Annotated in this window: 24 protein-coding genes; 20 read left to right on the top strand and 4 right to left on the bottom strand. The window is 68.7% G+C overall.

Going from position 1 to position 24420, the window contains the following annotated elements; genetic code table 11:
• Positions 1–5: 5 nt before the first annotated feature.
• The 7 genes from EV647_RS16915 to EV647_RS16885 all read left to right on the top strand — a co-directional run bounded on the left by EV647_RS16915 (position 6) and on the right by EV647_RS16885 (position 8970).
• Positions 6–1403: a trehalose-6-phosphate synthase gene (locus EV647_RS16915; protein WP_134003752.1), complete on the top strand. Its 1398-nt coding sequence runs from the start codon at positions 6–8 to the stop codon at positions 1401–1403.
• Positions 1390–2811: an FGGY family carbohydrate kinase gene (locus tag EV647_RS16910; RefSeq protein ID WP_134003750.1), complete on the top strand. Its 1422-nt coding sequence runs from the start codon at positions 1390–1392 to the stop codon at positions 2809–2811. The genes EV647_RS16915 and EV647_RS16910 overlap by 14 nt, the downstream gene beginning before the upstream one ends.
• Before the next feature lie 75 nt (positions 2812–2886).
• Positions 2887–4155 (top strand): sensor histidine kinase, encoded by a 1269-nt coding sequence (locus EV647_RS43030; protein WP_134003748.1) that lies wholly within the window; start codon positions 2887–2889, stop codon positions 4153–4155.
• Positions 4058–4738, top strand: a complete 681-nt coding sequence (locus EV647_RS16900) for a response regulator transcription factor (RefSeq protein WP_134003746.1) — start codon at positions 4058–4060, stop codon at positions 4736–4738. Before EV647_RS43030 ends, EV647_RS16900 begins: the two co-directional genes overlap by 98 nt.
• A gap of 81 nt (positions 4739–4819) precedes the next feature.
• Positions 4820–6994: an MMPL family transporter gene (locus EV647_RS16895; protein ID WP_134003744.1), complete on the top strand. Its 2175-nt coding sequence runs from the start codon at positions 4820–4822 to the stop codon at positions 6992–6994.
• A gap of 77 nt (positions 6995–7071) precedes the next feature.
• Positions 7072–7476 (top strand): aspartate 1-decarboxylase, encoded by a 405-nt coding sequence (panD, locus tag EV647_RS16890; RefSeq protein WP_370343373.1) that lies wholly within the window; start codon positions 7072–7074, stop codon positions 7474–7476.
• A gap of 48 nt (positions 7477–7524) precedes the next feature.
• Positions 7525–8970: an aminopeptidase P family protein gene (locus tag EV647_RS16885; RefSeq protein ID WP_134003740.1), complete on the top strand. Its 1446-nt coding sequence runs from the start codon at positions 7525–7527 to the stop codon at positions 8968–8970.
• Between the two features lie 9 nt (positions 8971–8979).
• On the opposite strand, the gene EV647_RS16880 is transcribed toward EV647_RS16885, so the two are convergent.
• Positions 8980–9621 (bottom strand): TetR/AcrR family transcriptional regulator, encoded by a 642-nt coding sequence (locus EV647_RS16880; protein ID WP_134003738.1) that lies wholly within the window; start codon positions 9619–9621, stop codon positions 8980–8982.
• 87 nt (positions 9622–9708) lie between these two features.
• Between EV647_RS16880 and EV647_RS16875 the strand changes: the two genes are divergently transcribed.
• Together EV647_RS16875 and EV647_RS16870 are read left to right on the top strand one after the other, a co-directional pair.
• Entirely contained in the window at positions 9709–10755 is a 1047-nt protein-coding gene (locus EV647_RS16875; RefSeq protein ID WP_134003736.1) for an alpha/beta fold hydrolase, read from the top strand.
• Entirely contained in the window at positions 10752–11561 is an 810-nt protein-coding gene (locus tag EV647_RS16870) for a class I SAM-dependent methyltransferase (protein ID WP_134003734.1), read from the top strand. Before EV647_RS16875 ends, EV647_RS16870 begins: the two co-directional genes overlap by 4 nt.
• A gap of 43 nt (positions 11562–11604) precedes the next feature.
• Here the strand turns inward: EV647_RS16870 and EV647_RS16865 are convergent, their stop codons facing one another.
• Complete coding sequence (locus EV647_RS16865; RefSeq protein WP_134003732.1) at positions 11605–13548, bottom strand: M13 family metallopeptidase; 1944 nt, start codon at positions 13546–13548, stop codon at positions 11605–11607.
• A gap of 130 nt (positions 13549–13678) precedes the next feature.
• Here EV647_RS16865 and EV647_RS16860 point away from each other — a divergent pair, with 130 nt between their 5' ends.
• Both EV647_RS16860 and EV647_RS16855 read left to right on the top strand, forming a co-directional pair.
• Positions 13679–14587: an SMP-30/gluconolactonase/LRE family protein gene (locus EV647_RS16860; protein WP_134003730.1), complete on the top strand. Its 909-nt coding sequence runs from the start codon at positions 13679–13681 to the stop codon at positions 14585–14587.
• A gap of 52 nt (positions 14588–14639) precedes the next feature.
• Positions 14640–15659, top strand: coding sequence for an SMP-30/gluconolactonase/LRE family protein (locus EV647_RS16855; protein WP_134003728.1), 1020 nt, complete (start codon positions 14640–14642; stop codon positions 15657–15659).
• Positions 15660–15662: 3 nt separating this feature from the next.
• Here the strand turns inward: EV647_RS16855 and EV647_RS16850 are convergent, their stop codons facing one another.
• Positions 15663–15956, bottom strand: a complete 294-nt coding sequence (locus EV647_RS16850) for an HU family DNA-binding protein (RefSeq protein WP_134003726.1) — start codon at positions 15954–15956, stop codon at positions 15663–15665.
• A gap of 78 nt (positions 15957–16034) precedes the next feature.
• Positions 16035–16820 (bottom strand): phytanoyl-CoA dioxygenase family protein, encoded by a 786-nt coding sequence (locus tag EV647_RS16845; RefSeq protein ID WP_134003724.1) that lies wholly within the window; start codon positions 16818–16820, stop codon positions 16035–16037.
• A gap of 63 nt (positions 16821–16883) precedes the next feature.
• Here EV647_RS16845 and EV647_RS43725 point away from each other — a divergent pair, with 63 nt between their 5' ends.
• The 9 genes from EV647_RS43725 to EV647_RS16800 all read left to right on the top strand — a co-directional run bounded on the left by EV647_RS43725 (position 16884) and on the right by EV647_RS16800 (position 24416).
• Complete coding sequence (locus tag EV647_RS43725; protein WP_370343252.1) at positions 16884–17045, top strand: AraC family transcriptional regulator; 162 nt, start codon at positions 16884–16886, stop codon at positions 17043–17045.
• Between the two features lie 84 nt (positions 17046–17129).
• On the top strand, positions 17130–18146 hold the full coding sequence (locus EV647_RS16835; protein WP_134003722.1) for an LCP family protein: 1017 nt from the start codon (positions 17130–17132) through the stop codon (positions 18144–18146).
• The gene (locus EV647_RS16830) at positions 18143–18922 is read left to right on the top strand and encodes a YndJ family protein (protein WP_134003720.1); all 780 of its coding nucleotides are present in this window, start codon (positions 18143–18145) and stop codon (positions 18920–18922) included. Before EV647_RS16835 ends, EV647_RS16830 begins: the two co-directional genes overlap by 4 nt.
• Entirely contained in the window at positions 18919–19470 is a 552-nt protein-coding gene (locus tag EV647_RS16825) for a DUF1990 family protein (RefSeq protein ID WP_202876189.1), read from the top strand. The genes EV647_RS16830 and EV647_RS16825 overlap by 4 nt, the downstream gene beginning before the upstream one ends.
• 146 nt (positions 19471–19616) lie before the next feature.
• Positions 19617–20294 carry a uracil-DNA glycosylase gene (locus tag EV647_RS16820; RefSeq protein WP_134003718.1) on the top strand — a complete coding sequence of 226 codons (678 nt, stop codon included), beginning with the start codon at positions 19617–19619 and terminating at the stop codon, positions 20292–20294.
• Positions 20295–20446: 152 nt separating this feature from the next.
• Complete coding sequence (locus EV647_RS16815) at positions 20447–21148, top strand: DUF969 domain-containing protein (RefSeq protein WP_134003716.1); 702 nt, start codon at positions 20447–20449, stop codon at positions 21146–21148.
• The gene (locus EV647_RS16810; protein ID WP_134003714.1) at positions 21145–22116 is read left to right on the top strand and encodes a DUF979 domain-containing protein; all 972 of its coding nucleotides are present in this window, start codon (positions 21145–21147) and stop codon (positions 22114–22116) included. The genes EV647_RS16815 and EV647_RS16810 overlap by 4 nt, the downstream gene beginning before the upstream one ends.
• Positions 22117–22124: 8 nt before the next feature.
• Complete coding sequence (locus tag EV647_RS16805) at positions 22125–23090, top strand: DUF2891 domain-containing protein (RefSeq protein ID WP_134003712.1); 966 nt, start codon at positions 22125–22127, stop codon at positions 23088–23090.
• Positions 23091–23228: 138 nt separating this feature from the next.
• Entirely contained in the window at positions 23229–24416 is a 1188-nt protein-coding gene (locus tag EV647_RS16800; RefSeq protein ID WP_134003710.1) for an ROK family transcriptional regulator, read from the top strand.
• The last annotated feature ends 4 nt before the right edge of the window (positions 24417–24420 follow it).

Raw genomic sequence — 24420 nt, 5'->3', positions numbered from 1 at the left:
TGAATATGCCGAACGGTAGGAGTTCCTTCGTAGTGGTGGCCAACCGGCTGCCGGTCGACCGGATCGAGATGCCCGACGGCAGTACGGCGTGGCGCCGAAGTCCGGGCGGGCTCGTCACGGCCCTGGCGCCGGTGATGCAGGGTCATCACGGTGCCTGGATCGGCTGGACCGGGAGCCCGGACGAGAAGGTGGATCCGTTCGACAACGACGGTATGCACCTGGTCCCGGTGATGCTCTCGGCCGAGGACGTCCAGCTGTACTACGAGGGTTTCTCCAACGCGACGCTCTGGCCGCTGTACCACGACGTGATCGTGGCGCCGGAGTTCCATCGCGAGTGGTGGGAGTCGTACGTCGCGGTGAACCGGCGGTTCGCGGAGGCCGCCGCGGAGGCCGCCGACGACAACGCCGACGTGTGGGTGCACGACTACCAGCTGCAGCTCGTCCCCGCGATGCTGCGCCGGCTGCGTCCCGACGTACGCATCGGGTTCTTCCTGCACATCCCGTTCCCGCCGACCGAGCTGTTCGCGCAGATGCCGTGGCGGCGGCAGATCCTGGACGGGCTGATGGGCGCGGACCTGGTCGGTTTCCAGCGCCCCGGCGCGGCGTCCAACTTCGCCCGGCTGGCCCGCAACCGGATGGGCCTGCGGACCCGCGGCGACCGGATCCACCTGCCCGACGACCGGATCGTCCGGGCGAAGGCCTTCCCGATCTCGATCGACGTCAACGAACTGGAGAGCCTCGCCCGGCAGCCGGAGACGACGGCCCGCGCGGCCGAGATGCGCGAGGAGGTCGGCAACCCGACGCACATCCTGCTCGGCGTCGACCGGCTCGACTACACCAAGGGCATCCGGCAACGGCTGCGCGCGTTCGGCGAACTGCTGGACGAGAAGCGGATCTCGGTCGACGACGCGGTGTTCATCCAGGTCGCGACGCCGTCCCGGGAGCGTGTCGAGCAGTACCGCGTGCTGCGCGACGAGATCGAGCTCCTGGTCGGGCGGATCAACGGCGAGCACGGCCGGATCGGTACGCCGGCGATCAACTACCTGCACACGACGTACTCGCGGACCGAGATGGCCGCGTTGCTGCGGGCCGCTGACGTTGCGGTCGTGACGCCGTTGCGGGACGGGATGAACCTGGTCGCCAAGGAGTACGTGTCGACGCGGTACGACGACACCGGCGCGCTGGTGCTGAGCGAGTTCGCCGGGGCGGCGGACGAGTTCCGGCAGGCGTTCCTGGTGAACCCGCACGACATCAACGGGATGAAGGACACGATCGTCGACGCGATGAACACCGACGACCGGCAGCTCGGCCGGCGGATGAAGGCGATGCGCAAGCACCTCGCAGCGCACGACGTGAACCTCTGGGCGCAGACCTTCCTGAAGGCGTTGCATGACCAAGACTGAGGAGCGGGTGCTCGCCCTCGACCTGGGGACGTCGTCGGCACGGGCACTGGTCCTCTCGTCCGAAGACGCCGCGCCGATCCCCGGTGCGCTGGCGCGACACAAGATCTCCCCGACGTACGGCCATGACGGCTCGGCGACGCTCGACCTGCACGAGTACGTCGAGGGCCTGCTCGGGTGCCTCGACGAGCTCGAGCAGAACGGCCACCTCGAGGGGATCGGGGCGATCGTGCTGTCCTCACAGTGGCACTCGATCGTTGCTCTTAACAACAAAGGTGTCGCGCGCACGCCGGTGATCACGTGGGCCGACACGCGCTCGGTCGACCTCGGTCTCGGTACGTCGTTCGACGAGCGGGCGTTCCACGCGCGCACCGGCGCGTGGCTGCACCGGCTGTACTGGACCCGCCGGATTCCGTGGCTCCTTGCCGACGACTCCCCGGCTGCCTTCGCCGGCCTGCCGGACCTGGTGCTCGAGCGACTGACCGGCGAACGCGTCACGTCCGTCTCGATCGCGTCCGGGACCGGCACGCTGGATCTCGCGACCGGTGCGTACGACGACGAGGCGCTGGAGATCGCGGGCGTGACGGCCGACCGGTTGCCGCCGATCGTGCCGACAGGCTGGACGGGCACGTTGTCCAAGGAGTACGAACGCCGCTGGCCCGGTCTGGTCGGCGTACCCGTGCATCCGCCGACCGGTGACGGCGCCGCGTCGAACGTCGGGACGGGTGGGTACGACGCCGGCGTCGCAGCGGTGACGGTTGGTACGTCGGCCGCCGTACGCGTCGTGCACCCGATCGAGAACGCGCCCGAGCTCCTGTGGGAACTGTGGCGGTACCGGGTCGACGACAAGCGGGCCGTGACCGGGATGGCGTTCTCGGCCGCAGGCAACCTGCACGCGTGGCTGACCGGCGTACTGCGGCTGGAGTCCGACGAACCGACCGGGGTCGAGATCGGGGCGACGCGTGCGATCGCGATCCCGTTCATGGCCGGCACGAGGCCACCCGCGGTGGTGCCCGGCGGATCCGGTGTGTACTTCGGCCTCTCGTTCGACGACAGCCCCGCCGACCTGCTCGCGGCAGCACTCCAAGGCGCGTCACTGGAGATCGACCGCGGACTGCGGATCCTCGACTCGTTGTTCGCGCAGGAACTGGAGGTCGTCCTCGGCGGCGGCGGGATCGACGCCTCCGAGTGGTGGCGCCGCTGCCTGACCGCCACCTTCGCCCGCCCGACCACGGTCTGCGCCGAAGCCGAGGTCGGCGCCCGCGGCGCCGCCGCGGTGGCCCTCGGCCTCTCCCCTGCCCCAGGAGGCGAACACCTGACGCCGGTCCCGGACGAGGCGTCCCGCGTCGCCGCCCTCCGCCCCCGCTACGAAACCCTCCGAGAACTCGCCGTACGGGCGTCGACCATCTAGTACCGCGCCTGCGGTACGGCGGGGATACTGCTGCTGGACGAGGTGGTTCGGCGGGCGGTCACGTACTGTGAAGGGATGGAACGGCTCACCCGGTTCTGTCGTGCCTTGGCGCGGCACCCGTTGGCGCTGGACCTTGCTGTCGCCCTCGCGATCCTGCTGATCAACCTGGTGGTGCCGGGTGGACGGCACGTCGGTGAGCGGATCCAGCTGAACCAGACGGTGGTGCTGCTCGCCATCGCCGGTGCGGTCGTGATCACGTTCCGGCGCCGGGCGCCGCTGCTCGTGCTGGCGATCACCACCGTGATCACCACGACGTTCGTGATCGCCGAGCAGGGCAAGAGCCCGATCGTCATCTACATGGGCGTCGCGGCGTACACCGTCGTCCTGGCGAAGGACCGGCCGACACGCTCGATCGCGGTCGTCGCCACGGCGCTGCTCAGCTTGACCGCCGAAGTGTTGTTCGTCGGCGGGGACGTCCTCGACAACCTCGGTCTGACCTTCTTCGTGCTGTTCTCGGGCGCGATCGGGGAAGCGGTCCGATACCGGCGCGCATACCTGCTGGAGCTGGAGGAGCGCGCCGTGCGGGCCGAGCAGTCGCGGGACGAAGAGGCACAGCGGCGGGTGATCGAAGAACGGTTGCGGATCGCGCATGAGCTGCACGACGTGATCGCACACCACATCGCACTGATGAACGTGCAGTCCGGTGTCGCGGCGCATGTCCTCCGCACTCAACCGGACGAGGCGGAACGCGCCCTGTCGCTGGTCCGCTCCGGTGGTCGCACCGTGCTCCAAGAACTCACCGTGCTCCTCGGCGTCCTGCGTCGCTCCGGCTCACCGCTTCCCACGGCGCCTACTCCGTCCCTGCACGAGCTGGACGCCCTCATCCGCTCCTTCACCGCAGCCGGTGTAGAGGTCGACTGGACGCCACCTGCCTCGCTGGGCGCGCTACCGGACGTCATAGAACTCACGGCGTACCGCATCGTCCAGGAGTCCCTCACCAACGTCCTCAAACACGCCCCCGGCGCGGCGGCGGAGGTTCAGCTGCTCCACCGGTCCGGCGCGCTCGAGATCACCGTCACCAACGGACCCGCTCTACCTCCTGTGACGGGCGCTGCGCATGGTGGGCACGGGCTGGTGGGGATGCGGGAGCGTGTGAGCGCCGTCGGCGGAGAGCTGCACGCGGGGCCTGCGGCTGGTGGCGGGTTCGCCGTACATGCTGTGCTTCCTCTGGAGACGGGAGACCTGGGTGACGATCAGGGTGTTGCTGGCGGACGATCAGACGTTGATCCGGAGCGGGTTCCGGGTGCTGGTGAGTTCAGTACCCGATCTGGAGGTCGTTGCTGAGGCGTCGAACGGGCGGGAAGCCGTCGAGCTGGCGCGGTCCGAGCGGGCCGACGTGGTGCTGATGGACATCCGGATGCCCGAGGTCGACGGCCTCGCGGCGACCCGGATGATCACCGCGGACGAGGCGCTCGCGGGCGTCAAGGTGCTGATCCTGACGACGTTCGAGGTGGACGAGTACGTGTTCGACGCGATCCGCGCCGGCGCCAGCGGCTTCCTCGGCAAGAGCGTCGAACCGGCCGAGCTGATCGACGCCATCCGCGTGGTCGCCCGCGGCGACGCCCTGCTGTCCCCGAAGGCCGTCCGCGGCCTGATCAACCGCTTCCTCGCCGAACCCACCTCCGGCCACCAGGTCGGACCCACGGTCCTCGACGTCCTCACCGACCGCGAACGCGAGATCGTCGGCCTGGTCGCCCTCGGCCTGTCCAACGACGAGATCGCCGAGCGCCTCGTGCTCTCCCCGTCGACGGCGAAGACCCACGTGAACCGGGCGATGGTGAAACTCGACTGCCGCGACCGCGCGCAGCTCGTCGTACTGGCGTACCAGACCGGCCTCGTGCGTCCCGGCGTACCGCAGACGCAGTAGCGGGTACGGCGAACGCGGTACGGCGAGAAGCCCACCGGGAGCAGACGCGAACGACGGCCGCGTGCCGGAAGCATCGACCGCATGGCTACGTACCTCTACCGGCTCGGCCGATTCGCGTTCCGCCGCCGCCGGTTCGTGCTCCTGGTATGGCTGGGACTGCTGGCTGCCGGAGCAGTCGGCGCCGGCACACTCTCCGGCCCGACCGCCAACGGCTTCTCGATCCCCGGCACCGAGTCGCAGCGCGCCGCGGATCTGCTCAACGACCGCTTCCCGCAGGCCGGCGCCGACGCCGCGACCGCCCGGATCGTCTTCCAGGCACCCGCCGGCCAGAAGCTCACCGACACGCCACAGGTCCAGCAGACCCTGGATCGGCTCGCGACCGCACCGCAGGTCGCCCGGGTCGTCGACCCCTTCAGCGCCAAGGCGATCTCCTCCGACGGCCGCACCGGCTACGCGCAGGTGACCTACAAGGTCCCCTCGCAGGAGATCACGCCGGAAGCGCAGGAGGCCATCGCCGTCGCGGTCGAACCGGCCCGCGCGTCCGGACTCACGGTCGAGTACGGCGGCGACGCGCTGCAACCACAGAACGAGCAGCAGCTCACCGAGGTGATCGGTATCGGCGTGGCTGCCGTCGTACTGCTGATCACCTTCGGCTCGTTGATCGCCGCCGGACTGCCGTTGCTGTCAGCAATCATCGGGGTAGGGCTCGGGGTGACCGCGATCTCGACCATCAGCGGTTTCGTCGACATCGGGTCCGGTACGCCGATCCTCGCGCTGATGATCGGCCTCGCGGTCTCGATCGACTACGCGCTCTTCATCATGTCCCGCTACCGGCATGAGCTGAGCAGCGGACTGGAGCCGGAGGAGGCGGTGGGCCGAGCGGTCGGCACCGCCGGCTCTGCTGTGGTCTTCGCCGGCCTGACCGTGGTGATCGCGCTGGCCGGGCTGTTCGTGGTCGACATCCCGTTCCTCACCCAGATGGGCCTGGCCGCCGCGTTCACCGTGGTCATCGCGGTCGCGATCGCGCTCACTCTGCTGCCGGCCCTGCTCGGGTTCGCAGGACGGCGGGTGCTCGGCGGTCGCATCCCCGGTCTCCGCGGCGGCGATCCGGAAGCGGCCGGACGGACGACGATCGGCCGCCGGTGGGCTGGCTTCGTCACCCGGCGCCCGTTGGCGGTGCTCGTGGTGACCGTGATCGGTCTCGGCACGCTCGCGATCCCGGCGACCGATCTCGAGCTCGGGCTGCCCGACGACAGCACCGCGGCGCCCGACTCGACCCAGCGCAAGGCGTACGAGATGCTCTCCGAGGGCTTCGGGCCCGGGTTCAACGGGCCGCTGATGGTGGTCGTGGACGCAGGCGCTTCTGCCGATCCGCGGACGGCGGCCACCGCGACCGCAGCCGCCGTACGCGGGCTGCCGGACGTGACGATGGTGACGCCACCGGTCTTCAACCCGGCCGGGAACACGGCGTTGCTGACCGTGATCCCGTCGAGCGGCCCGAGTACGCAGCAGACCAAGGACCTGGTCGAGGCGATCCGTTCGATGCCCGACCAGGATCGTGCCGAGGTGGCGGTCACCGGCGCGACCGCGGTCAGCATCGACATCTCGGACAAGCTCGGCGGCGCGCTGTTGCCGTACCTGTCACTCATCATCGGCCTCGCGTTCCTGCTGCTGATGCTGGTGTTCCGCTCGATCCTGGTGCCACTGAAGGCCACGCTCGGGTTCCTGCTCACCGTCGTGGCCACGTTCGGCGCCCTGGTCGCGGTCTTCCAGTGGGGCTGGCTGGCCGGGCTGTTCGGCATCTCGGGACAGACCGGGCCGGTGATCAGCATGCTGCCGATCTTCCTGATCGGGGTGGTGTTCGGGCTCGCGATGGACTACCAGATCTTCCTGGTGACGCGGATGCGCGAGGAGCACGTGCACGGCGCCGCACCCCGGGTGGCGGTGGTCGACGGGTTCGCGCACGGGGCGCGGGTGGTGACCGCGGCTGCGGTGATCATGACCGCGGTCTTCTCCGGGTTCATCCTGTCCGGCGAGACGCTGATCCGCGAGATGGGCTTCGCGCTGGCCCTCGCGGTCGCTCTCGACGCGTTCGTCGTACGGATGACCGTCGTACCGGCGGTGATGGCCCTTCTCGGGCGGCACGCCTGGTACCTCCCTGCCTGGCTGAACCGCCTCCTCCCGAACGTCGACGTCGAAGGCGACTCGCTCCGCCGCCGGCCCTCAGTCGAACGGCAAGCTGAACCGGTTGGGTGATGGCGGCCACTGACAGGAACCGGATTCGCCCGGATCATGGCCGCCATGTGGCGGGAGATGATTCTGTGTTGAGAGAAATGATGCGGGCGAAGGTGCACCGGGCGAAGGTGACGCAGGCCGATCTGGACTATGTCGGATCGTGCACGCTGGACGCGGCTCTGATGGAGGCGGCCGACCTGCTGCCCGGCGAGAAGGTGGACATCGTCGACATCACCAACGGTGAGCGGCTGTCGACGTACCTGATCGAAGGGCCGCGCGGGTCCGGGATCGTCGGGATCAACGGGGCCGCGGCGCACCTGATCCACCCGGGTGACCTGGTGATCCTGATCGCGTACGGGATGTTCGACACCGCCGAGGCGAAGGTCTTCGAGCCGAGCGTAGTCTTCGTGGACGAGGACAATGCGATCACCCGCATCGGTTCCGACCCCGCCGAGGCGCTCCCCCACAGCGGCACGCTTCGCGGGGACCAACTGCACCCGTAGCCACGACCGGCGCCACCACCACGGCGCCGAGATGAGGACTGGTCGACGATGACCGACACGACCGAGACCACCGCGCAGGACGCTCCGAAGACGGCCTCGCACGACAACGAGCCGAGCGCGAAGCTGCGCGCCTTCATGAACTCCGGCTGGGCGGACTCCGAGCGGCACGATCTGTCACCGAGCGACGTCGGGGTGTGGGCGGCGAAGCGCCGTGACGCGCTGTCGCAGGCGTTCCCGGGCGAGCGGCTCGTGATCCCGGCCGGCACCTACAAAGTGCGCTCGAACGACACCGACTACGTCTTCCGGCCGCACACCGACTACGTGTGGCTGACCGGCAACCAGACCTCCGACGCGGTGCTCGTCCTGGAGCCGAACGGCACCACCGGCCACGACTCGGTGCTGTACTTCCGCCCGCGCGCCGACCGCTCGCAGGGCGAGGAGTTCTGGCGCGACCGGATGTACGGCGAGCTGTGGGCCGGCCGGCGCCCGTCGCTGACCGAGACCGGCAAGGAGTTCGGGATCGAGACGCGGCACGTCGACCAGTTGGCCGACGCGCTGAAGAGCGACGTACCGACGCGGGCACGGCGGGGCGAGGACGAGTCGATCGCTTCGCTGCTGAGCGGTGCCCGGACGGAGCAGCTCAAGGACGGGGAGTTCGCGGCGACGCTGTCCGAGCTGCGGCTGGTCAAGGACGCGTACGAGCTCGAGCAGCTGCGGGACGCCGTCGCCATAACGCACCGCGGTTTCTCCGACGTACTCGCCGAGATGGACAAGGTCCGGCAGTACGGCGAACGCTGGATCGAGGGCACGTTCTGGCGCCGGGCCCGTGCCGAGGGCAACGATGTCGGATACACGTCGATCGCCGCGGCCGGTCCGCACGCAACCACGCTGCACTGGATCGAGAACGACGGCCCGGTCAACGACGGCACGCTGATGCTGCTCGACATGGGCGTCGAGAACCGGCAGCTGTACACCGCGGACATCACGCGGACGCTGCCCGTGAGCGGTGAGTTCACGCCGCGCCAGCGAGACCTGTACCAGCTGGTGCTGGACGCGCAGAACGCCGGGATCGCCGCGCTCACGCCGGGTGCGACGTTCCGCGCAGGGCACGAGGCGGCGATGGAGGTCATCGTCCGCGGCCTGGACGCGATGGAGCTGCTGCCGGTATCGGCCGAGGAGGCGCTCGACCCCGAGAGCCGCCTGTACCAGCGCTACACCCTGCACGGTGTCAGCCACATGCTCGGCCTCGACGTCCACGACTGCGCGTCGGCCCGCGACGAGAACTACCGCAAGGGTCCCGTCCAGCCCGGCTACGTCCTCACCGTCGAGCCCGGCCTCTACTTCCAGTCCGACGACCTCACCGTCCCCGAGGACCTCCGCGGCATCGGCATCCGCATCGAGGACGACATCCTCATCACAGACAACGGGCCCGAAAACCTCTCCGAAGCCATGCCCCGCACGGTCGAAGGCATCCAGAACTGGATGGCTTCGTAGTCGGCGGCGTCACGCGAGGCTGTTGCCGATAAAAGCCAGGGTCCGCGCCTGGATCTGGCGGAGCTCGACGCCGGAGGCGTCGCGGAGCGGACCCTGGCCGGTGAGGACCGCGGTCCCATGGACGAGGGACCAGATCGGGTACTCGATCCCGTCACGTCGTTGCGGATCGAGTACGCCTGCTTCGACCAGTTCGTCCAGGGCGGCACGTAGCAGGCCCAGAGGTGTTCGATCCGGTGCGTCACCCGTGTCGCGGCCGGCGTACGCGTGCTGCTGTGGCACGGCGAACGCGGTAGCGAACAGTCCGGGCTCGTCACGGGCGAACTCGAGATAGGCCGCCCCGATCGCACCCAGCCGACGCTGTGCGGCGGCTGGGTTACCACGCTTGCCGCGGACGCGTCCGATCTCCGCGGCCATCCGCTCCGCCAGCTCGTTCATCGCCGCGCTACAGACTTCGGCGAGCAACTCGTCGCGGTCCGCGAAGTGCCGATAGGCCGCGTTGGGTACGACGCCGACGGCCCGGGTCGCTTCCCGAAGTACCACCGCGTCCGGCCCGCCGCTGCGCGCCAACTCGACTCCGGCCGCCACGAGGCCGGCCCGTACGTCGCCACGCGGGCGTCGCCGCGACCGTGGTGCTTCCTCCGCTGCCGTCATCCGCTCAGGATAACAATGTGGACACCGTCCACTAAGTGTGCCTAATGTGGACAGCGTCCACTAAGCAACCTTCCTGAGGAGTCCACGATGAGCAAGGAGACATCAGTCGCCGTACCGCAAGCAGACAAGGTCTGGGTAACCGCAGACGAGTGGTTCGCCGACGGGCAGCGCCTGTGGTACGACGCGAAGCGGGCACGGGTCCTGACCGACGAACGAGTCACCGCCGGGCCCGGCGTACTCAAGGTCTTCGAACGCGCACCGACGGAGCCGGTCGAGGCGAACGCGGTCTGGTTGACCATGTTGCCAGGGTTCCCTGACGGATCGTACGGCTGGGCCCAGGTGGATCGCCTGCTACCAGCAGGCCTCGGTCCACGGTTGTACGTCGAGCCGGTCGGCCAGGGCGACTCGGACAAGCCCAGGCGCTATCCACATTCGACGGTAGGACGGGCGGAGCTCGTCCAGGCCTTGTGGCGGCACCACGGCGTACGTCGTACCGTCGTCGTCACCTTCGACTACAGTTCGCTGGCTCTGCTGGAACTCCTTCGGCGCCAACTGGATCCTGAACGGGTGACGCCGAGGATCACCGCGGTCTTCATGGTGAACGGCGGTTTGTTCGCCGACGCGCATTCACACCCGTGGCAAGGAACACCGCTCCTGCGTTCCCCGCTCGGCGCTTTCGGTGCGCGTGCCGTCGGGCGGTCGTCGGCGTCGTTCATCCGGGGCTGGCAGCAGGCCCAGATGTACTCCCGCAACTACCACCCGAGCCGGCGGGAGCTCCTCGAGTTGTGGTCCGCCTTGGTCCGCCGCGACGGTGCGAGGTTCCTCCACGAGGGCGCCGGTTTCGTCAAGGAGCATCGGCGCAACGCGAGGCGCTGGGACTTCGCCGCGATCGCACGGGAACTCAACGGGACGATCCCGTTGTACGTCGGTGGGAGCGACGAGGATCCGTACGAGCATCGGCAGATCGCTGCGACTCGCGAACGGGTCCCCGAGGCTGGGGTCCTGACCTTTCCGGGCGGTCACCTGACCACCAGCGAACACCCGGACCTCCTCGCCGCGGCCGTCCGCGACATTGCCTCACGCCATGGGGTAACGGCGCTCCCGGAGGTCGCTCACACGGAGGAAATCGCATGAATGACAGCCCAGTTCCTTCGCAGTACACGACCGGCCGGTCGAAGGCCGGCATCGAGCAGGCACTTGCCGCCGCAGGCAAGAAGCTCGATGGACTCCAGGCCGAGGACCTCGCGATGCTCGAGGACTACCACACCGGTGGACGGATCGCGACGATGCAACTCGTCGACCTGGTCGGCGTCGCACCGGACGACGAGGTGCTCGACGCCGGCACCGGCATCGGAGGAACGGCCAGGTACCTCGCCTCCCGATTCGGCTGCAGCGTGACGGCGGTCGACCTGTCCGACGAGTACTGCGAGACAGCCCGTTGGCTCAACCAATTGGTCGGCCTGGACGATCGGATCGATGTACGTCAGGGCGATGTGACCGCGCTACCACTGGCCGATTCGTCGTACGACGTCGTGTTCAGCCAGCACGTCCAGATGAACGTGCCGGACAAGGACCGTCTCTACCAAGAAGCGACGCGGGTCCTGAAAATGGGCGGCCGACTCGCGGTGTGGGACATCTGCGCCGGCGACCAGGACGAGCTCAGCTACCCGTTGCCGTGGGCGGACGTCCCCGATGACACCCATCTCGTCACACCGCCGGCCCTGCGTGCCGTGATCGAATCGGCCGGACTTGCCATCGACCAGTGGACCGACCTGACCGAGCACGTCGGCGCCCTGATGCGAACGATCCAGTCGCAACCACCCGGCCCGCTCGGCCTGCACGCGTTCGTCCCCGACTTCCGCGAACGCGTCGACAACCTCGTCGATGCGCTCTCGGACGGCCGCCTGAAGGCCATCCAAGCAGTGGCCCGGGTCCGCTGAAGTCAGCCGCCGCCGGCCCGGGGTGGGCCGGCGGCGGCTGGGGCTACCAGATGCGGACGCGGTCCTCCGGAGAGAGCCACATCGCGTCGGATTCCGTGGTTTTGTAGGTGTTGTGGAATTCGTCGATGTTCTTCACCACCGCGTTGCAGCGGAACTCGGGGGGTGAGTGGGGGTCGATGGTGAGGCGGCGGGCGGCTTCTTCGGGGCGGGTCTTGGTGGCCCAGGCGTGCGCCCAGGCGGCGAAGAAGCGCTCGGCACCGGCCTGCAGCTCCTCCTCGGTCTCGGTGCCGTCCAGGGACAACTGGTAGGCGACGTACGCGATCGACAGACCGCCGAGGTCGCCGATGTTCTCGCCGAGGGTGAGTTTGCCGTTGACCTTCTGGCCGGGCGTTTCGGCCGGCTCGAGTGCGTCGTACTGCGCGACGAGTTTGTCGGTGCGCTGCTCGAAGGCTGCGCGGTCCGCGTCGGTCCACCAGTCGTTCAGGTTGCCGTCGCCGTCGTAGCGCGAGCCCTGGTCGTCGAAGCCGTGGCCGATCTCGTGGCCGATCACCGCGCCGATCGCGCCGTAGTTGGTGGCGTCGTCGGCGACCAGGTCGAAGAACGGCGGCTGCAGGATGCCGGCCGGGAAGACGATCTCGTTCATCCGCGGGTTGTAGTAGGCGTTGACGGTCTGCGGCGTCATCCGCCACTCGTTCCGGTCGACCGGCTTGCCGAGTTTGGCGAGGTCCCGCGCAGTCTCCACCGCGACCGAGCGGCGGATGTTGCCGAACAGGTCGGCCGGGTCGATCTCGAGCGCCGAGTAGTCCTTCCACTCGTCCGGGTACCCGATCTTCGGGACGAAGGTGCCGAGCTTCTCGAGCGCCCGCTGCCGGGTGTCCGGGCCCATCCAGTCCAGCGCCTCGATCCGCTGCCGGTAGGCGGCGACCAGGTTCTGCACGAGCTCGACCATGCGGGCCTTGGCGTCCGGCGGGAAGTGCTCCGCGACGTACAGCTTGCCGAGCGCCTCTCCGAGCGCCTGCTCGACTGCGCCGACGGCGCGCTTCCAGCGCTCGCGCAGCTCGGGCGCACCGGTCAGGGTCTTGCCGTAGAACGCGAAGTTCTCGTTGACGAACGCCTGGCTCAGCAGCGGCGCCGCGCTGTGCACGACCCGCCAGGCCAGCCACTCCTTCCACCGATCGACGTCGACCTCCTGCAGCGCGGCCGCGGCCGCGGTCAGGAAGTCCGGCTCGCGGACCACGACCTCCGCGAACGCGCTCTCCGGTACGCCGGCACCGGCCAGCCACGTCGCCCAGTCGAACCCGGGCGTCAGCTCCTCGAGCCCGGCCCGGTCGAGCTTGTTGTAGGTGAGCTGGACGTCGCGCTCCTTCACCCGGTCCCAGTGCGCGCCGGCGACCCGGGTCTCCAGCTCCATGATCCGCTCGGCGGCGGCGGTCGCGTCCGACAGCCCGGCGAGCTCCAGCATCGTCGCCACGTGGTCGACGTACGCCGTCCGGATCTCGGCGAAGCTGTCCTCGCGGTAGTACGACTCGTCGGGCAGGCTGAGGCCGCCCTGGGTCAGGTGGACGATGTTCTCGTCGGACTTCTTCGCGTCGGCGTCGACCCAGTAGTGGAAGACCCCCGGCACGCCCTGCAGCTCGAGCTGCCCGAGGACGGACACGAACCCGGTCACGTCGGTCACGCCCGCGACCAGGGCGAGCTGCTCGGCGATCGGCTCGGCGCCGAGCCGCTCGATCGTCTCGGTGTCCATGAAGCTGGTGTAGAGGTCGGCGATCTTCCGCGGCTCGCTGCCTTCCGGGTGCCCGGCCGCGACGGTCTTCTCGACGAGCGCGCGGACGTCCTGCTCGGCGGTGTCCCGGAGCGCGTGGAACGCACCGTGGATCGCCTTGTCCGCGGGAATCTCGTGCTCCGCCAGCCACGCCCCGTTCACGTAGCGGTACAGATCGTCCTGCGGGCGAACCGCCACCGAGTCGTCGAGTTCTGCTGTCATCCCTGACCCCTTGTCCCAAGTCGAGTTGCTGCCAGCGAACATACCCGGTTCGCGAATCCGCCGGTTTGAACTATCCACAGGACCGCCACGTTCTCCCGGGTAAAGACCACGGATCAGGGAGGACCCGCCCATGTCACACCCCGTCCGCAGGCGCACTGCCCTTGCCGGTGTGCCGGCCGTACTGCTGGGCCTGGCGAGCACCTCGGCAGCGAGCGCCGCACCAGTCCCCTACCCGACGCGATTCGAGTTGCCGGACGGATTCCAGCCGGAAGGCATCGCGATCGCCCGCGGTACGGCGTACTTCGGTTCCCGCGCCGACGGGGACATCTACGCCGCCTCACTGCGGACCGGCCTCGGCAAGGTGATCAGTCAGGGCCCGGGCACCGGCTCGCTCGGGATGAAGGTCGACCCGTTCGGCCGCCTGTTCGTCGCCGGGGCCGCCGGCGGGAACGGCCGGGTGATCGACACCCGCACCGGCAAGGTCCTGGCCGGCTACACGTTCACCACCGCGACGCCGACCTTCGTGAACGACGTCGTACTCGCCAATGACGGCGCATACTTCACCGACTCGCAGCAGCCCGTCTTCTACCGCGTCGCCGGTGCGAAGCCCGAGACGATTCCGCTCAGCGGCGACTACCAGCACCTGCCCGGCAACAACGCGAACGGCATCTCGCTGACCCCGGACGGCCGCGCGCTGATCATGGTGCAGTCGTCCACCGGCTTCCTGCTCCGGGTCGACCCGCGGACCGGTGTGGCCCGGCGGATCGACCTCGGCGACGCTTTGATGACCAACGGCGACGGCCTGCTCCTGTTCGACCGGACGCTGTACGTCGTCCAGAACCGACTGAACAAGATCGCGGTACTCGAACTGAACGACACCGGCACGAAGGGCGAGTTGGTCGGCGAACTGACCAGCCCGGACTTCGACGTACCGACGACCGTCGCACCGTTCGGCAACCGGCTCTACCTGCCGAATGCCCGCTTCACCACGTCACCGACTCCCACCACTCCGTACTGGGTCACAGCAGTCAACCGCTGAGCCGTTCCCGACCGGCACCGGCCGTCCTACGGTGTGACGGAGGGGAGGAATCATGCACAAACGTCACGTGATGGCCGCTCTCGGCCTGCCCGTCCTGCTGATGGGCCTCGTCTCCACGTCGGCGGCCGCCACCGTTGCACCCGCGCCCGGACCGGCCGTCGTCAAGCACTCGGTCTACGACGCGCCTTGCGACCGGATCCGCTTCGGGGACCAGCAGACGTCCCGGCAGTCCAAGGCGTTCCCGACGCGGATCGACCTACCGAACGGATTCCAGCCGGAAGGCATCGCGATCAGCCGCGGTACGGCGTACTTCGGATCGCTCGTCGACGGCGACATCTACGCCGCCACGCTGCGCACGGGCCGCGGAAAGCTGATCAGCCAGGGACCCGGTACGCCGTCGGTCGGACTGAAAGCAGACAACCGCGGACGGCTGTGGATCGCCGGCGGGTCGGCCGGGAACGCCCGCGTGGTCGACATCCGCACCGGCAAGATCCTGAAGAGCTACACGTTGACCACCGAGACGGCGACGTTCGTGAACGACGTGGTTCTGAGCCGGACCAGCGCCTGGTTCACGGACTCCAGTCGCCCCGTCGTCTACCAGGTGCCGATCGGCCGGCACGGCCAGCTCGTGAACCAGGTGCGGACCGTTCCGCTGAGCGGCGACTATGTGCACGATCCGACCGGCTTCAACGGCAACGGCATCACGCTGACGCCGGACCGCCGGGCGCTGATCATCGTGCAGTCGTCGACCGGATTCCTGTTCCGGGTCGATCCGCGGACCGGCGTCACCAAGCGCGTGGACCTCGGCGGCACGCTGATGACGAACGGTGACGGGATGCTGCTGCTCGGACGGTTGCTGTACGTCGTGCAGAACTTTTCCAACCAGGTCGCGGTGGTGCGCCTCGACCGCGCCGGGACGACGGGCCGGCAGATCCGGACCATTACCGATCCGGGGTTCGACATCCCGACGACCGCTGCCGCGTTCGGGTCCCGGCTGTACCTGGTGAACGCCCGGTTCAGCACTCCGCCGACGGCGACGACGCCCTACTGGGCCACGGCGGTCCGCCGCTGAGGGTCAGCGGACGGTGCGGAGGTCGCCTCGGGCAGCGGCCTTGAGGCGGCTTCCGCACGACAGGCGCACGGAGTAGCCGGCCTGGATGTTCAGCGGCTCGCCGGTCTGCGGATTGCGGCCGGTGCGCGGGGCGCGCAGCACCCGCTCGATGCTGAGCAGGCCGGTCAGCGACACCTTGTCGCCGCGCTGCACGGCCTCGGTGACGACGTCGCCCAGCGCGTCGATGACGTTCTCGGCCTGGCCTCGCGGGATACCCGCCTTCTGCGCCACGCCGGCGATCAGTTCGTTCCGGTTCACGGCTCTCCTCAGACTCGGTTCACACTTCCGAGAAGCACCTTAACCGAAATGATTGTCATTAGCGAGAAGTGTCCGTGATCAGAGACCGTCTTGGTCGTGCCAGTGGTTCTGCCAGCGGTTGTCGATCGCGTCGTCGGCGCGCTGGTAGCGGATGTCGGTCGACAGGCGGAGCTCCGTCGACACGTTGTCGAGTGCCGCGTGGACGGTGTGTGCGGTGTGTACGACGACGTCTCCGGCGGCGTAGTCCGTGACCAGCCAGTTGGCGTCGTACTGCGTGGCTAGAGCGGGCAGGTCCGCGGTGATGGACGCAGCCGGGCGCTTGAGCCGACCGGCTGCCTCTTCCTCGAGCACTCTGTGATGACTGCCCTCCAGGTAGGTCAGTCCGCCGCGGCTGACCGGGCAGTCGCCCAGTGGGATCCACGCGGACAGCACCTGGTCGCTGCCGCCGCGCAGGTATACGAGGTCGTAGTGCGCCTGGGTCGCCGTACCGATGCCGTTCTCACCCGGCGCTGTCTGCCGGATGATCTTCCGCCGGTGCAGGAACGGCTCACCACCGAGGAACCACTCGAACCAGCCCTTCAACGCCGGCTGCGCACAGAAGGCCGCGTACTCGGCCCCCGGCACGATCTCCTCGAACAGCACCTTCCGGTACGACGCTCTGTCCGCGACAGGCCCCGTCAACCCGAAGTAGTACTCCCGGAACGCCAGCACCACGGCAGGGTCCAGCAGACCGGTCAGGAACAGGTACCCGTCCCGCTGCAATCGTGCGCGTAGCTGCGCCCGATCGCCCCGCTCCTCCTCAGGCACCGCAACCAGCTCACCCAACCGCCGCTCATCGAGCACATATCCGTTAGACGTCAGCACACCTCCATTCCACCGGCGCACGGCGCTCAGCGGAATGGACACCCGCCCCGGCTTCTTGGACTCTTGCATCCGTGCAGAACTGGCCTGTCCGTTGCGGTCGTCGCGCGGCGGGTCGGCTACGACGATCCGGCGTACTTCAGCCGTCTGTTCGCCGCCAGGGTTGGGATGTCGCCGGTCGCGTTCCGGCGGTCCGGTTCGATCTCCGGGCGGATTTCCTCCCTTTGAAGGAGGCGCCATCGACTTTCCGACGTGTAAAACCATTCACTGGGGTGACGTGCCGGAGGGCCGGTCACCGATACGGTCATGGCTATGAGTGAAACGCAGCCCATCGACCCGCGACAGGCGAACCCGGCGCGACGCCCGAAGAAACGCCGCAACTGGTTCCTCCGGACCGTCGGACTGATCGTCCTGCTGATCGTTGCGATGCTGATCGCCGTCCCGCTCTACGCCTGGAGCCGGATCGACAAGCTCGACGCGATGCCCACCGGCGAGCGGCCGGCCGAGACCCCCGGCACGACGTACCTGATGGTCGGATCGGACGCCCGCGAGGACCTCAGCCGGGCCGAGCGCGCCCGGCTGCACACCGGCGGCGACGCCGGCCCGCCGCGGACCGACTCGATCATGCTGATGCACGTCCCGAAGTCCGGCCCGACGGTGCTGATCAGCATCCCGCGCGACAGCGCGGTGAACATCCCCGGTGTCGAGGGCAAGCAGAAGATCAACGCCGCCTTCAACAAGGGTCCGGCGGCGCTGATCCAGACGATCGAGAACAACACCGGGCTGCGCATCGACCACTACGTCGAGGTCGGCTTCGGCGGTTTCGCGTCGGTGATCGACAGCGTCGGCGGCATCACGATGTGTTTGCCTAAGGCAATGAACGACGACAAGGCGCACATCAACCTGCCGGCCGGCTGCCAGCAACTGGACGGCGTGAACGCTCTCGGGTACGTGCGCTCGCGGCACGCCGACGGCAAGAACGACTTCGGCCGGACCGAACGGCAGCGGCAGATGGTCGGCGCGGTCGCGAAGAAGGCCGCCTCGCCGTCGACGTTCCTGAACCCCGTGCGGTACTACAACGTCGCGACCAAGGGCGTCGACGCACTGACCGTCGACAAGGACATGAGCCTGTTCGACTTCGTCCGGTTCGCCCGCGGCATGCAGGCGATCTCCGGCAGCGGCGGCGTCGCGCTGAGCGTGCCGACCAGCGACGACAACTTCCGGCTGTGCTGCAACCGGGGCGACGCGGTGAAGTGGGACACCGCCAAGGCGAAGGCGCTCTTCAACGCGCTCAAGGAAGACAACACCAGCGGCCTGAAGAGCAGTTGATCGTCCTCGTCCACGCGGTGGTGAGCCTGGGGATGCTCATCGTCGTACCCCTCGGCCTCACCCTCCTGCCGACGCGAACCACCAGCACTCGTTGGTGGTTCGCGTTCGCCGTTCCTGGTGCGGTGGCTCTGTGGCTGCCACGTGGTGCGGTGTCGATCGTGCTGGCGTCGGTCTACTTCGCCGGGACGCTCGTGCTCATCGCACTGGCTGCACGGCACTTCTTCCAGCACAGGACCGTCAGCACACGACAGGTGGCGCTCTACACAGCACTGGCCACGCCGTCGATCGCGGCGCTCGCACTGGTCGCCGAGCGTTCGTCGTACGAGCTGTTCGGCTTCAACCTGACCGTGCTGTCGCTGACGGTCGCCCACTTCCATTTCGCTGGCTTCGCGGCCGCGCTGATGGCCTACCTCGCTGCGGACGGTCTAGCGGCAGTGAGTGTTCCACTGGGTACTGCGATCGTCCTGCTCGGGTTCTTCGTCGGCGACCCGGTGGAGCTCGTAGGAGCCGTCGTACTTACCGCAGGCATGTGGCTGGTCGGCTGGAACCTGTGGAAGCGGTCGCAACGTGCGGACCGGACTACAGCGATCCTGTTGACGGTGTCCGGCTCCGTGCTCGTGCTGACGATGCTGCTCGCTGTCAGTTGGGCACTGGGACATGTGGTGGACACGCCGTACCTGCCGTTGGAGTGGATGGTTGCCACGCACGGCGTGGCGAATGCGGTTGGCTTTGCGCTGTGCGGCGTACTGGCGATGCGACGGGAAGGAGCCCGATGAAGCTGGAAGACCTGGCGGGGTTGCGGTTCACGTACGACGAGGTGGGGTGCACGCAGTACGACGAGACGCCCGAGGGCTTCCACCGACTGGAGTATCGGCAGCGGATCGGCGACGGGGACGAGGTGTTCCAGCGGGCTGCTGACGCGTTGCTGACGTGGCGCATGCACCGCGCGGCCGGCATACCGGTGACTGCGACCGCCACACCACCGCAGGTCGGCACCGACTCGCTGGGCCGCCTAGGACCCGGCATGCTGATCCGTCGCCTCCGAACACAGACTCAACTAGGCCTGCCAGTTCCGTGCCGGGTCGTCCGGGTCGTCAACGAACCGGACCGCATCGGCTTCGCGTACGGCACCTTGGAAGGCCACCCCGAGGCCGGCGAGGAGTCCTTTCTCGTCACCCGCGACCAGGACGGCGTGTACGCCGCTATCCGCGCCTACAGCCGCCCTGCCACCTGGTACACCCATCTGGCTGGTCCCATCACCCGCAAGGCCCAGCACTACGCCGCCACCCGCTACGCCGCAGCCCTCCGCCGCTTGGCTACCTGAGGCATGCAAAGGCCCCGCGAGCTCATACCTCCGCGGGGCCGCGACCTTTGTACCGTCTGCAACCACACCAGCGTTCGAGCGACACGCGAACAACAGGCGACAACCCGAGGTGCACTGCGAGCCGCAGTACTGCGAGACTGTGGCGGGTGAGTCCTAAGACGTTGTCGGATCTGGTGGCGCCGGACTGGGCTGAGGCGTTGGCTCCGGTCGAAGAGACTGTGGCGCGGATGGGTGAGTTCCTCCGTGGGGAGCTCGCCGCGGGGCGGGCCTATCTGCCGGCCGGGGAGAACGTGCTGCGCGCGTTCCACCGGCCGCTGCAACAGGTGAAGGTGCTCATTGTCGGGCAGGACCCGTATCCGACACCGGGACACCCGGTCGGGCTCAGTTTCTCGGTGGCCCCCGACGTACGGCCGATCCCACGCAGTCTCGCGAACATCTACCGCGAGCTGATGGCGGACGTCGGCGTACCGGCGCCGTCCAACGGTGACCTCACACCCTGGGCCGACCAGGGCGTACTGATGCTCAACAGAGTGCTGACCGTGCAGCCGGGCAAGTCCGGTGCACACCGCGGAAAGGGCTGGGAGAGCGTCACCGAGCAGGCGATCCACGCGCTGGTCGACCGCGGCGGCCCGCTGGTCGCGATCCTCTGGGGACGCGACGCCCAGACGCTCAAGCCGATGCTGGGCAGCACACCGTACGTCGAGAGCGCGCACCCGAGCCCGATGTCCGCCGACCGCGGCTTCTTCGGCTCCCGCCCGTTCAGCCGCGTCAACGCCCTCCTCGCCGAGCAGGGCGCCGAGCCAATCGACTGGCGCCTCCCCTAACCCCACTTTTTCAGCGGTACGACGACGCGCCGGGACCTCGTGGTCACGGCGCGTTGTCGTGTTTCGGAAAGATTTGTTCGAATGATGCATTGCAGGATCGTTCAACAATCTCCTATGGTGAGCGGAATCGCCCTGTCCCTCCGGGAGGAACCATGTGGGTTCTGCTCGCCATCGCGGTGGTAGTCGTCGGGTTCGCCCTCCGGATCAACTCGATGCTGGTCGTCACGGCGGCCGGCATCGTGGCCGGCCTGATCGGCGGACTGTCTCCGGTCAAGATCCTGAACGCGTTCGGTGACGGCTTCGCCGGCAGCCGGTCCGTCACCGTCTTCATCGTCACACTGCCCGTCATCGGGCTGATCGAGCGCTACGGCCTGCAACACCAGGCCCGCAAGCTGATCGGCAAGCTCAAGGTCGTCACGACCGGCCGCTTGCTGGCCATCTACCTGCTGATCCGGCAAGGCACCGCAGCGCTCGGTCTGACCAGCATCGGCGGTCCCGCGCAGGCGGTCCGGCCGCTCATCCACCCGATGGCCGCCGGCGCCGCGGAACGCCGCTACGGCAAGCTCCCGGAGAAACTCCAGGAGAAGATCAAGGGCTTCGCCGCCAGCGCCGACACGGTCGGGCTGTTCTTCGGTGAGGACATCTTCGTCGCGATCGGTTCGATCCTGCTGATCACCGGCTTCGTCGACACGACGTACGGCCTGCACCTGGAAGCGATCGACATCGCACTCTGGGCGATCCCGACCGGGATCTGCGCGCTGCTCATCCACGGCACCCGCCTGCTGCTCCTCGATCGCCGGCTGGACAAGCTCGCAGCCGAGGACAAGGCCGCGACGAAGGAGGCCGCGCGATGATCAAGGTCGAGTGGTTCTACTGGCTGTGCGGGATCTTCTTCGTCCTGATCGCGCTGCAGGTGCTCAACGACCGCAGCAACCCGAAGCGGGTCGGCAGCGCGGCGTTCTGGGGCATCCTCGGCCTCTCGTTCGGCTACGGCACCTTCGTGGTGAACAAGCAGGCGCCGTCCTGGCTGCTCGGTATCGCGGTGATCGGCCTCGCGGTCCTGGCCGGCTCAGGCTTCCCGGGCAAGGGCGAGGAGCGTACGACGACCCCCGCCGAGCGCGTGCACTTCGCCGACCGGTTCGGCAACAAGCTGTTCCTGCCGGCGCTGGTGATCCCGGTCGTCGCGGCGATCTTCGGGGCCTGGCTCGCGAAGGTGAAGCTCGGCGACGGCAAGCTGCTGCTGCAGACCGGCTCCGCCACCATCATCGGTCTGGGGGTCGCGTCGATCCTGGCGCTGATCGTCGGCATGGTGCTGCTCCGGCCGAAGTCCCCGGCCGTGCCGGTGCACGAGGGGCGTCGTCTGCTCGAGCACATCGGCTGGGCGGCGATCCTGCCACAGATGCTGGCCACGCTAGGCCTGCTGTTCAACACGTCCGGCGTCGGCAAGGCGGTCGGGCGGGTCACCGACCACCTGGTCCCGAAGGGCTCGTTGATCGCCGCGGTCGCCCTGTACTGCATCGGCATGGCGGTCTTCACGATCATCATGGGCAACGCGTTCGCCGCGTTCCCGGTGATGACGGCCGCGGTCGGCTGGCCGCTGCTGCACGAGCAGTTCCATGGCACGCCCGCGATCATCTTCGCGGTCGGCATGCTGGCCGGCTTCTGCGGCACCTTGTGTACGCCGATGGCGGCCAACTTCAACCTGGTCCCAGCGGCCTTGCTCGAAATGAAGGACCAGTACGGGCCGATCAAGGCGCAGATCCCGACCGCGATCCCGCTGCTGGGCTGCAACATCCTGATCATGTATTTCTTCGCATTCTAAGGAGTTTCATGAAGTACGCCGCCGCCTGGGCCGACATCGCCTGCGAGGTGCTCGAGACGCCGTACCCGTACGGCACGGCCCACGCGTCGCAGGGCCCGGACGACGTCGACGTGACCCCGGATCGTCTGCACCCGGCGTTCCACGGGTCCTACGACTGGCACTCCAGCGCACACATGCAGTGGTCCCTGGTCCGGTTGCTCACGTTGGCGCCGGACCAGGTCGGCCGCCGCCCGATCGAGGTCCTCGACCGGCGCCTGACGCCCGACGCGATCGCTACCGAGGCCGCGTACCTACGGGAGCGTCCGTCGTACGAACGCCCGTACGGCTGGGCCTGGGCGGCGATGCTGGTCGCCGCCACCCGCAAGACCCAGTGGGCAGACGCGCTCACTCCGCTCGGCGATGTCATCGCGGACCTCGTCCTCGCCTGGTTGCCGAAGCAGGCCTACCCGGTGCGGCACGGCGTACACCTCAACTCCGCGTTCGCTCTCGCACTCCTGCACGAGGCGTACGGCGAGCTGGGGCGCGCTGACGTGGTCGAGGCGATCCGCGCTCGCGCACGGCAGTGGTTCGGGAGCGACACGGCGTACGACACCCGGTTCGAGCCGTCGGGGACTGACTTCTTGTCACCGGCGCTGTCCGAGGCGGAGCTGATGCGGCGCGTGCTGCCGGACGCCGAGTTCGTCAGTTGGCTGTCTGCATTCCTGCCGGGGCTGGGTGGCGACGCGCATCAGCGCCTGCTTGAGGTGCCGGTGACGGATGACTCCGGTGACGGGCAGTTGGCGCATTTGTCCGGGCTGGCCTTGTCACGGGCGTGGCAGCTGCGGACGATCGCGCCGGCGCTGCCGGATGTCGCCGAGGTACTGCGAGCCGCTGCGGACCGTCAGGTCGATGCGGTGCTGCCGACGGTCACCGACGGGGACTTCATGTCGACGCACTGGCTGGTGTCGTTCGCCCTCCTCGCTGACCAGGCGTAGCTCCCTGATCCCCTTCGGGTGATTGACACCCGGACGCAGTCCGCCGTACGGTCTCGGGCTAATAGGAAACTTTCCTAACAGTCCGGACGGTCAGCGCGGCGAGTACCCGCGGGCGGCGAAGGGAGGCAGGGTTGGCACATGGCAACAACACCCGGAACGCCGCGCCTGCTCCGCGCGATGAACGACCGCGCCGCCCTGGACCTGCTGCTCAGCCAGGGCCCGCTCTCCCGCACCACGCTGGGCAACCTGACCGGACTGTCCAAGCCGACCGCGTCCCAGCTGCTCGCGCGGCTGGAGGCGGCCCGGCTGGTCCGCCCGAGCGGCACCACCGCCGGCCGTCCCGGCCCGAACGCGCAGCTGTACGAGATCAACGGCAGCATCGCGTACGTCGGCGGTCTGGACGTCACGCCGACCCGCATCCGTGCCGCCGTCGCGGACCTGACCGGCAAGGTGGTCGGCCGCTACGAGTTGGCCACCCCGGGCCGCAGCGCCAAGGGCACGGTCGACCGGGTCATCAAGGCGATCGAGGGCGCGGCCGGCGAGGCGGGCCTGAGCCGTGAGCGCCTGCACCGGGTCTCGATCGGCACACCTGGCGGTTTCGACCCGACGACCGGCCGGCTGCGGTACGCGACGCATCTGCCCGGGTGGCACGCCCCGCACCTGCTCGAGGAGCTGGCCGCGGCGATCGCCCTACCGCTGGAGGTCGAGAACGACGTCAACCTGGCCGCGATCGCGGAGCAGCGCGTCGGCCACGCCCAGGAGCACGACAACTTCGTGCTGCTCTGGGGCGAGGAAGGCATCGGCGCCGCGATCGTCATCAACGGCCGCCTGCACCGCGGCGCGACCGGCGGCGCCGGCGAGGTGGCGTTCCTGCCGCTTCCGGGTACGCCGTTGGTCCGCAACGTCGGACGAAACAACGCCGGCGGTTTCCAGGAACTCGCCGGCGGCGAACCGGTCCTGGAGCTCGCCCGTGAGCACGGCCTGAAAGCCCGTACGCCGGAAGCCGCGATCGCGGCCGCACTACAGACCGAGGGCGCGGGCGACGCCGTACTGAACGAGTTCGCGCACCGGCTCGCGGTCGGCCTGGCCGCGATCGTCGCGGTCGTCGACCCGGAGCTGATCGTGCTGGCCGGTGGCGTCATCACCGCGGGAGGCGAACGCCTGCGGGGCCTGGTCCAGGACGAGCTCACCGAGCTCGCCGTACCACGGCCGCAGCTGTTGATGACCGCGATCAGCACCGACCCCGTGCTCTCCGGAGCACTGCAGTCCGCCCTGAGCACCACCCGCGACGAGGTCTTCGATACCGCGGGGCCACCCATCACCTAGGAGT

Origin of the sequence: Kribbella sp. VKM Ac-2566, assembly GCF_004366005.1 — a bacterium.
Lineage (GTDB): Bacteria > Actinomycetota > Actinomycetes > Propionibacteriales > Kribbellaceae > Kribbella > Kribbella pratensis.
This window is presented reverse-complemented; position numbering and strand designations above follow the sequence as displayed.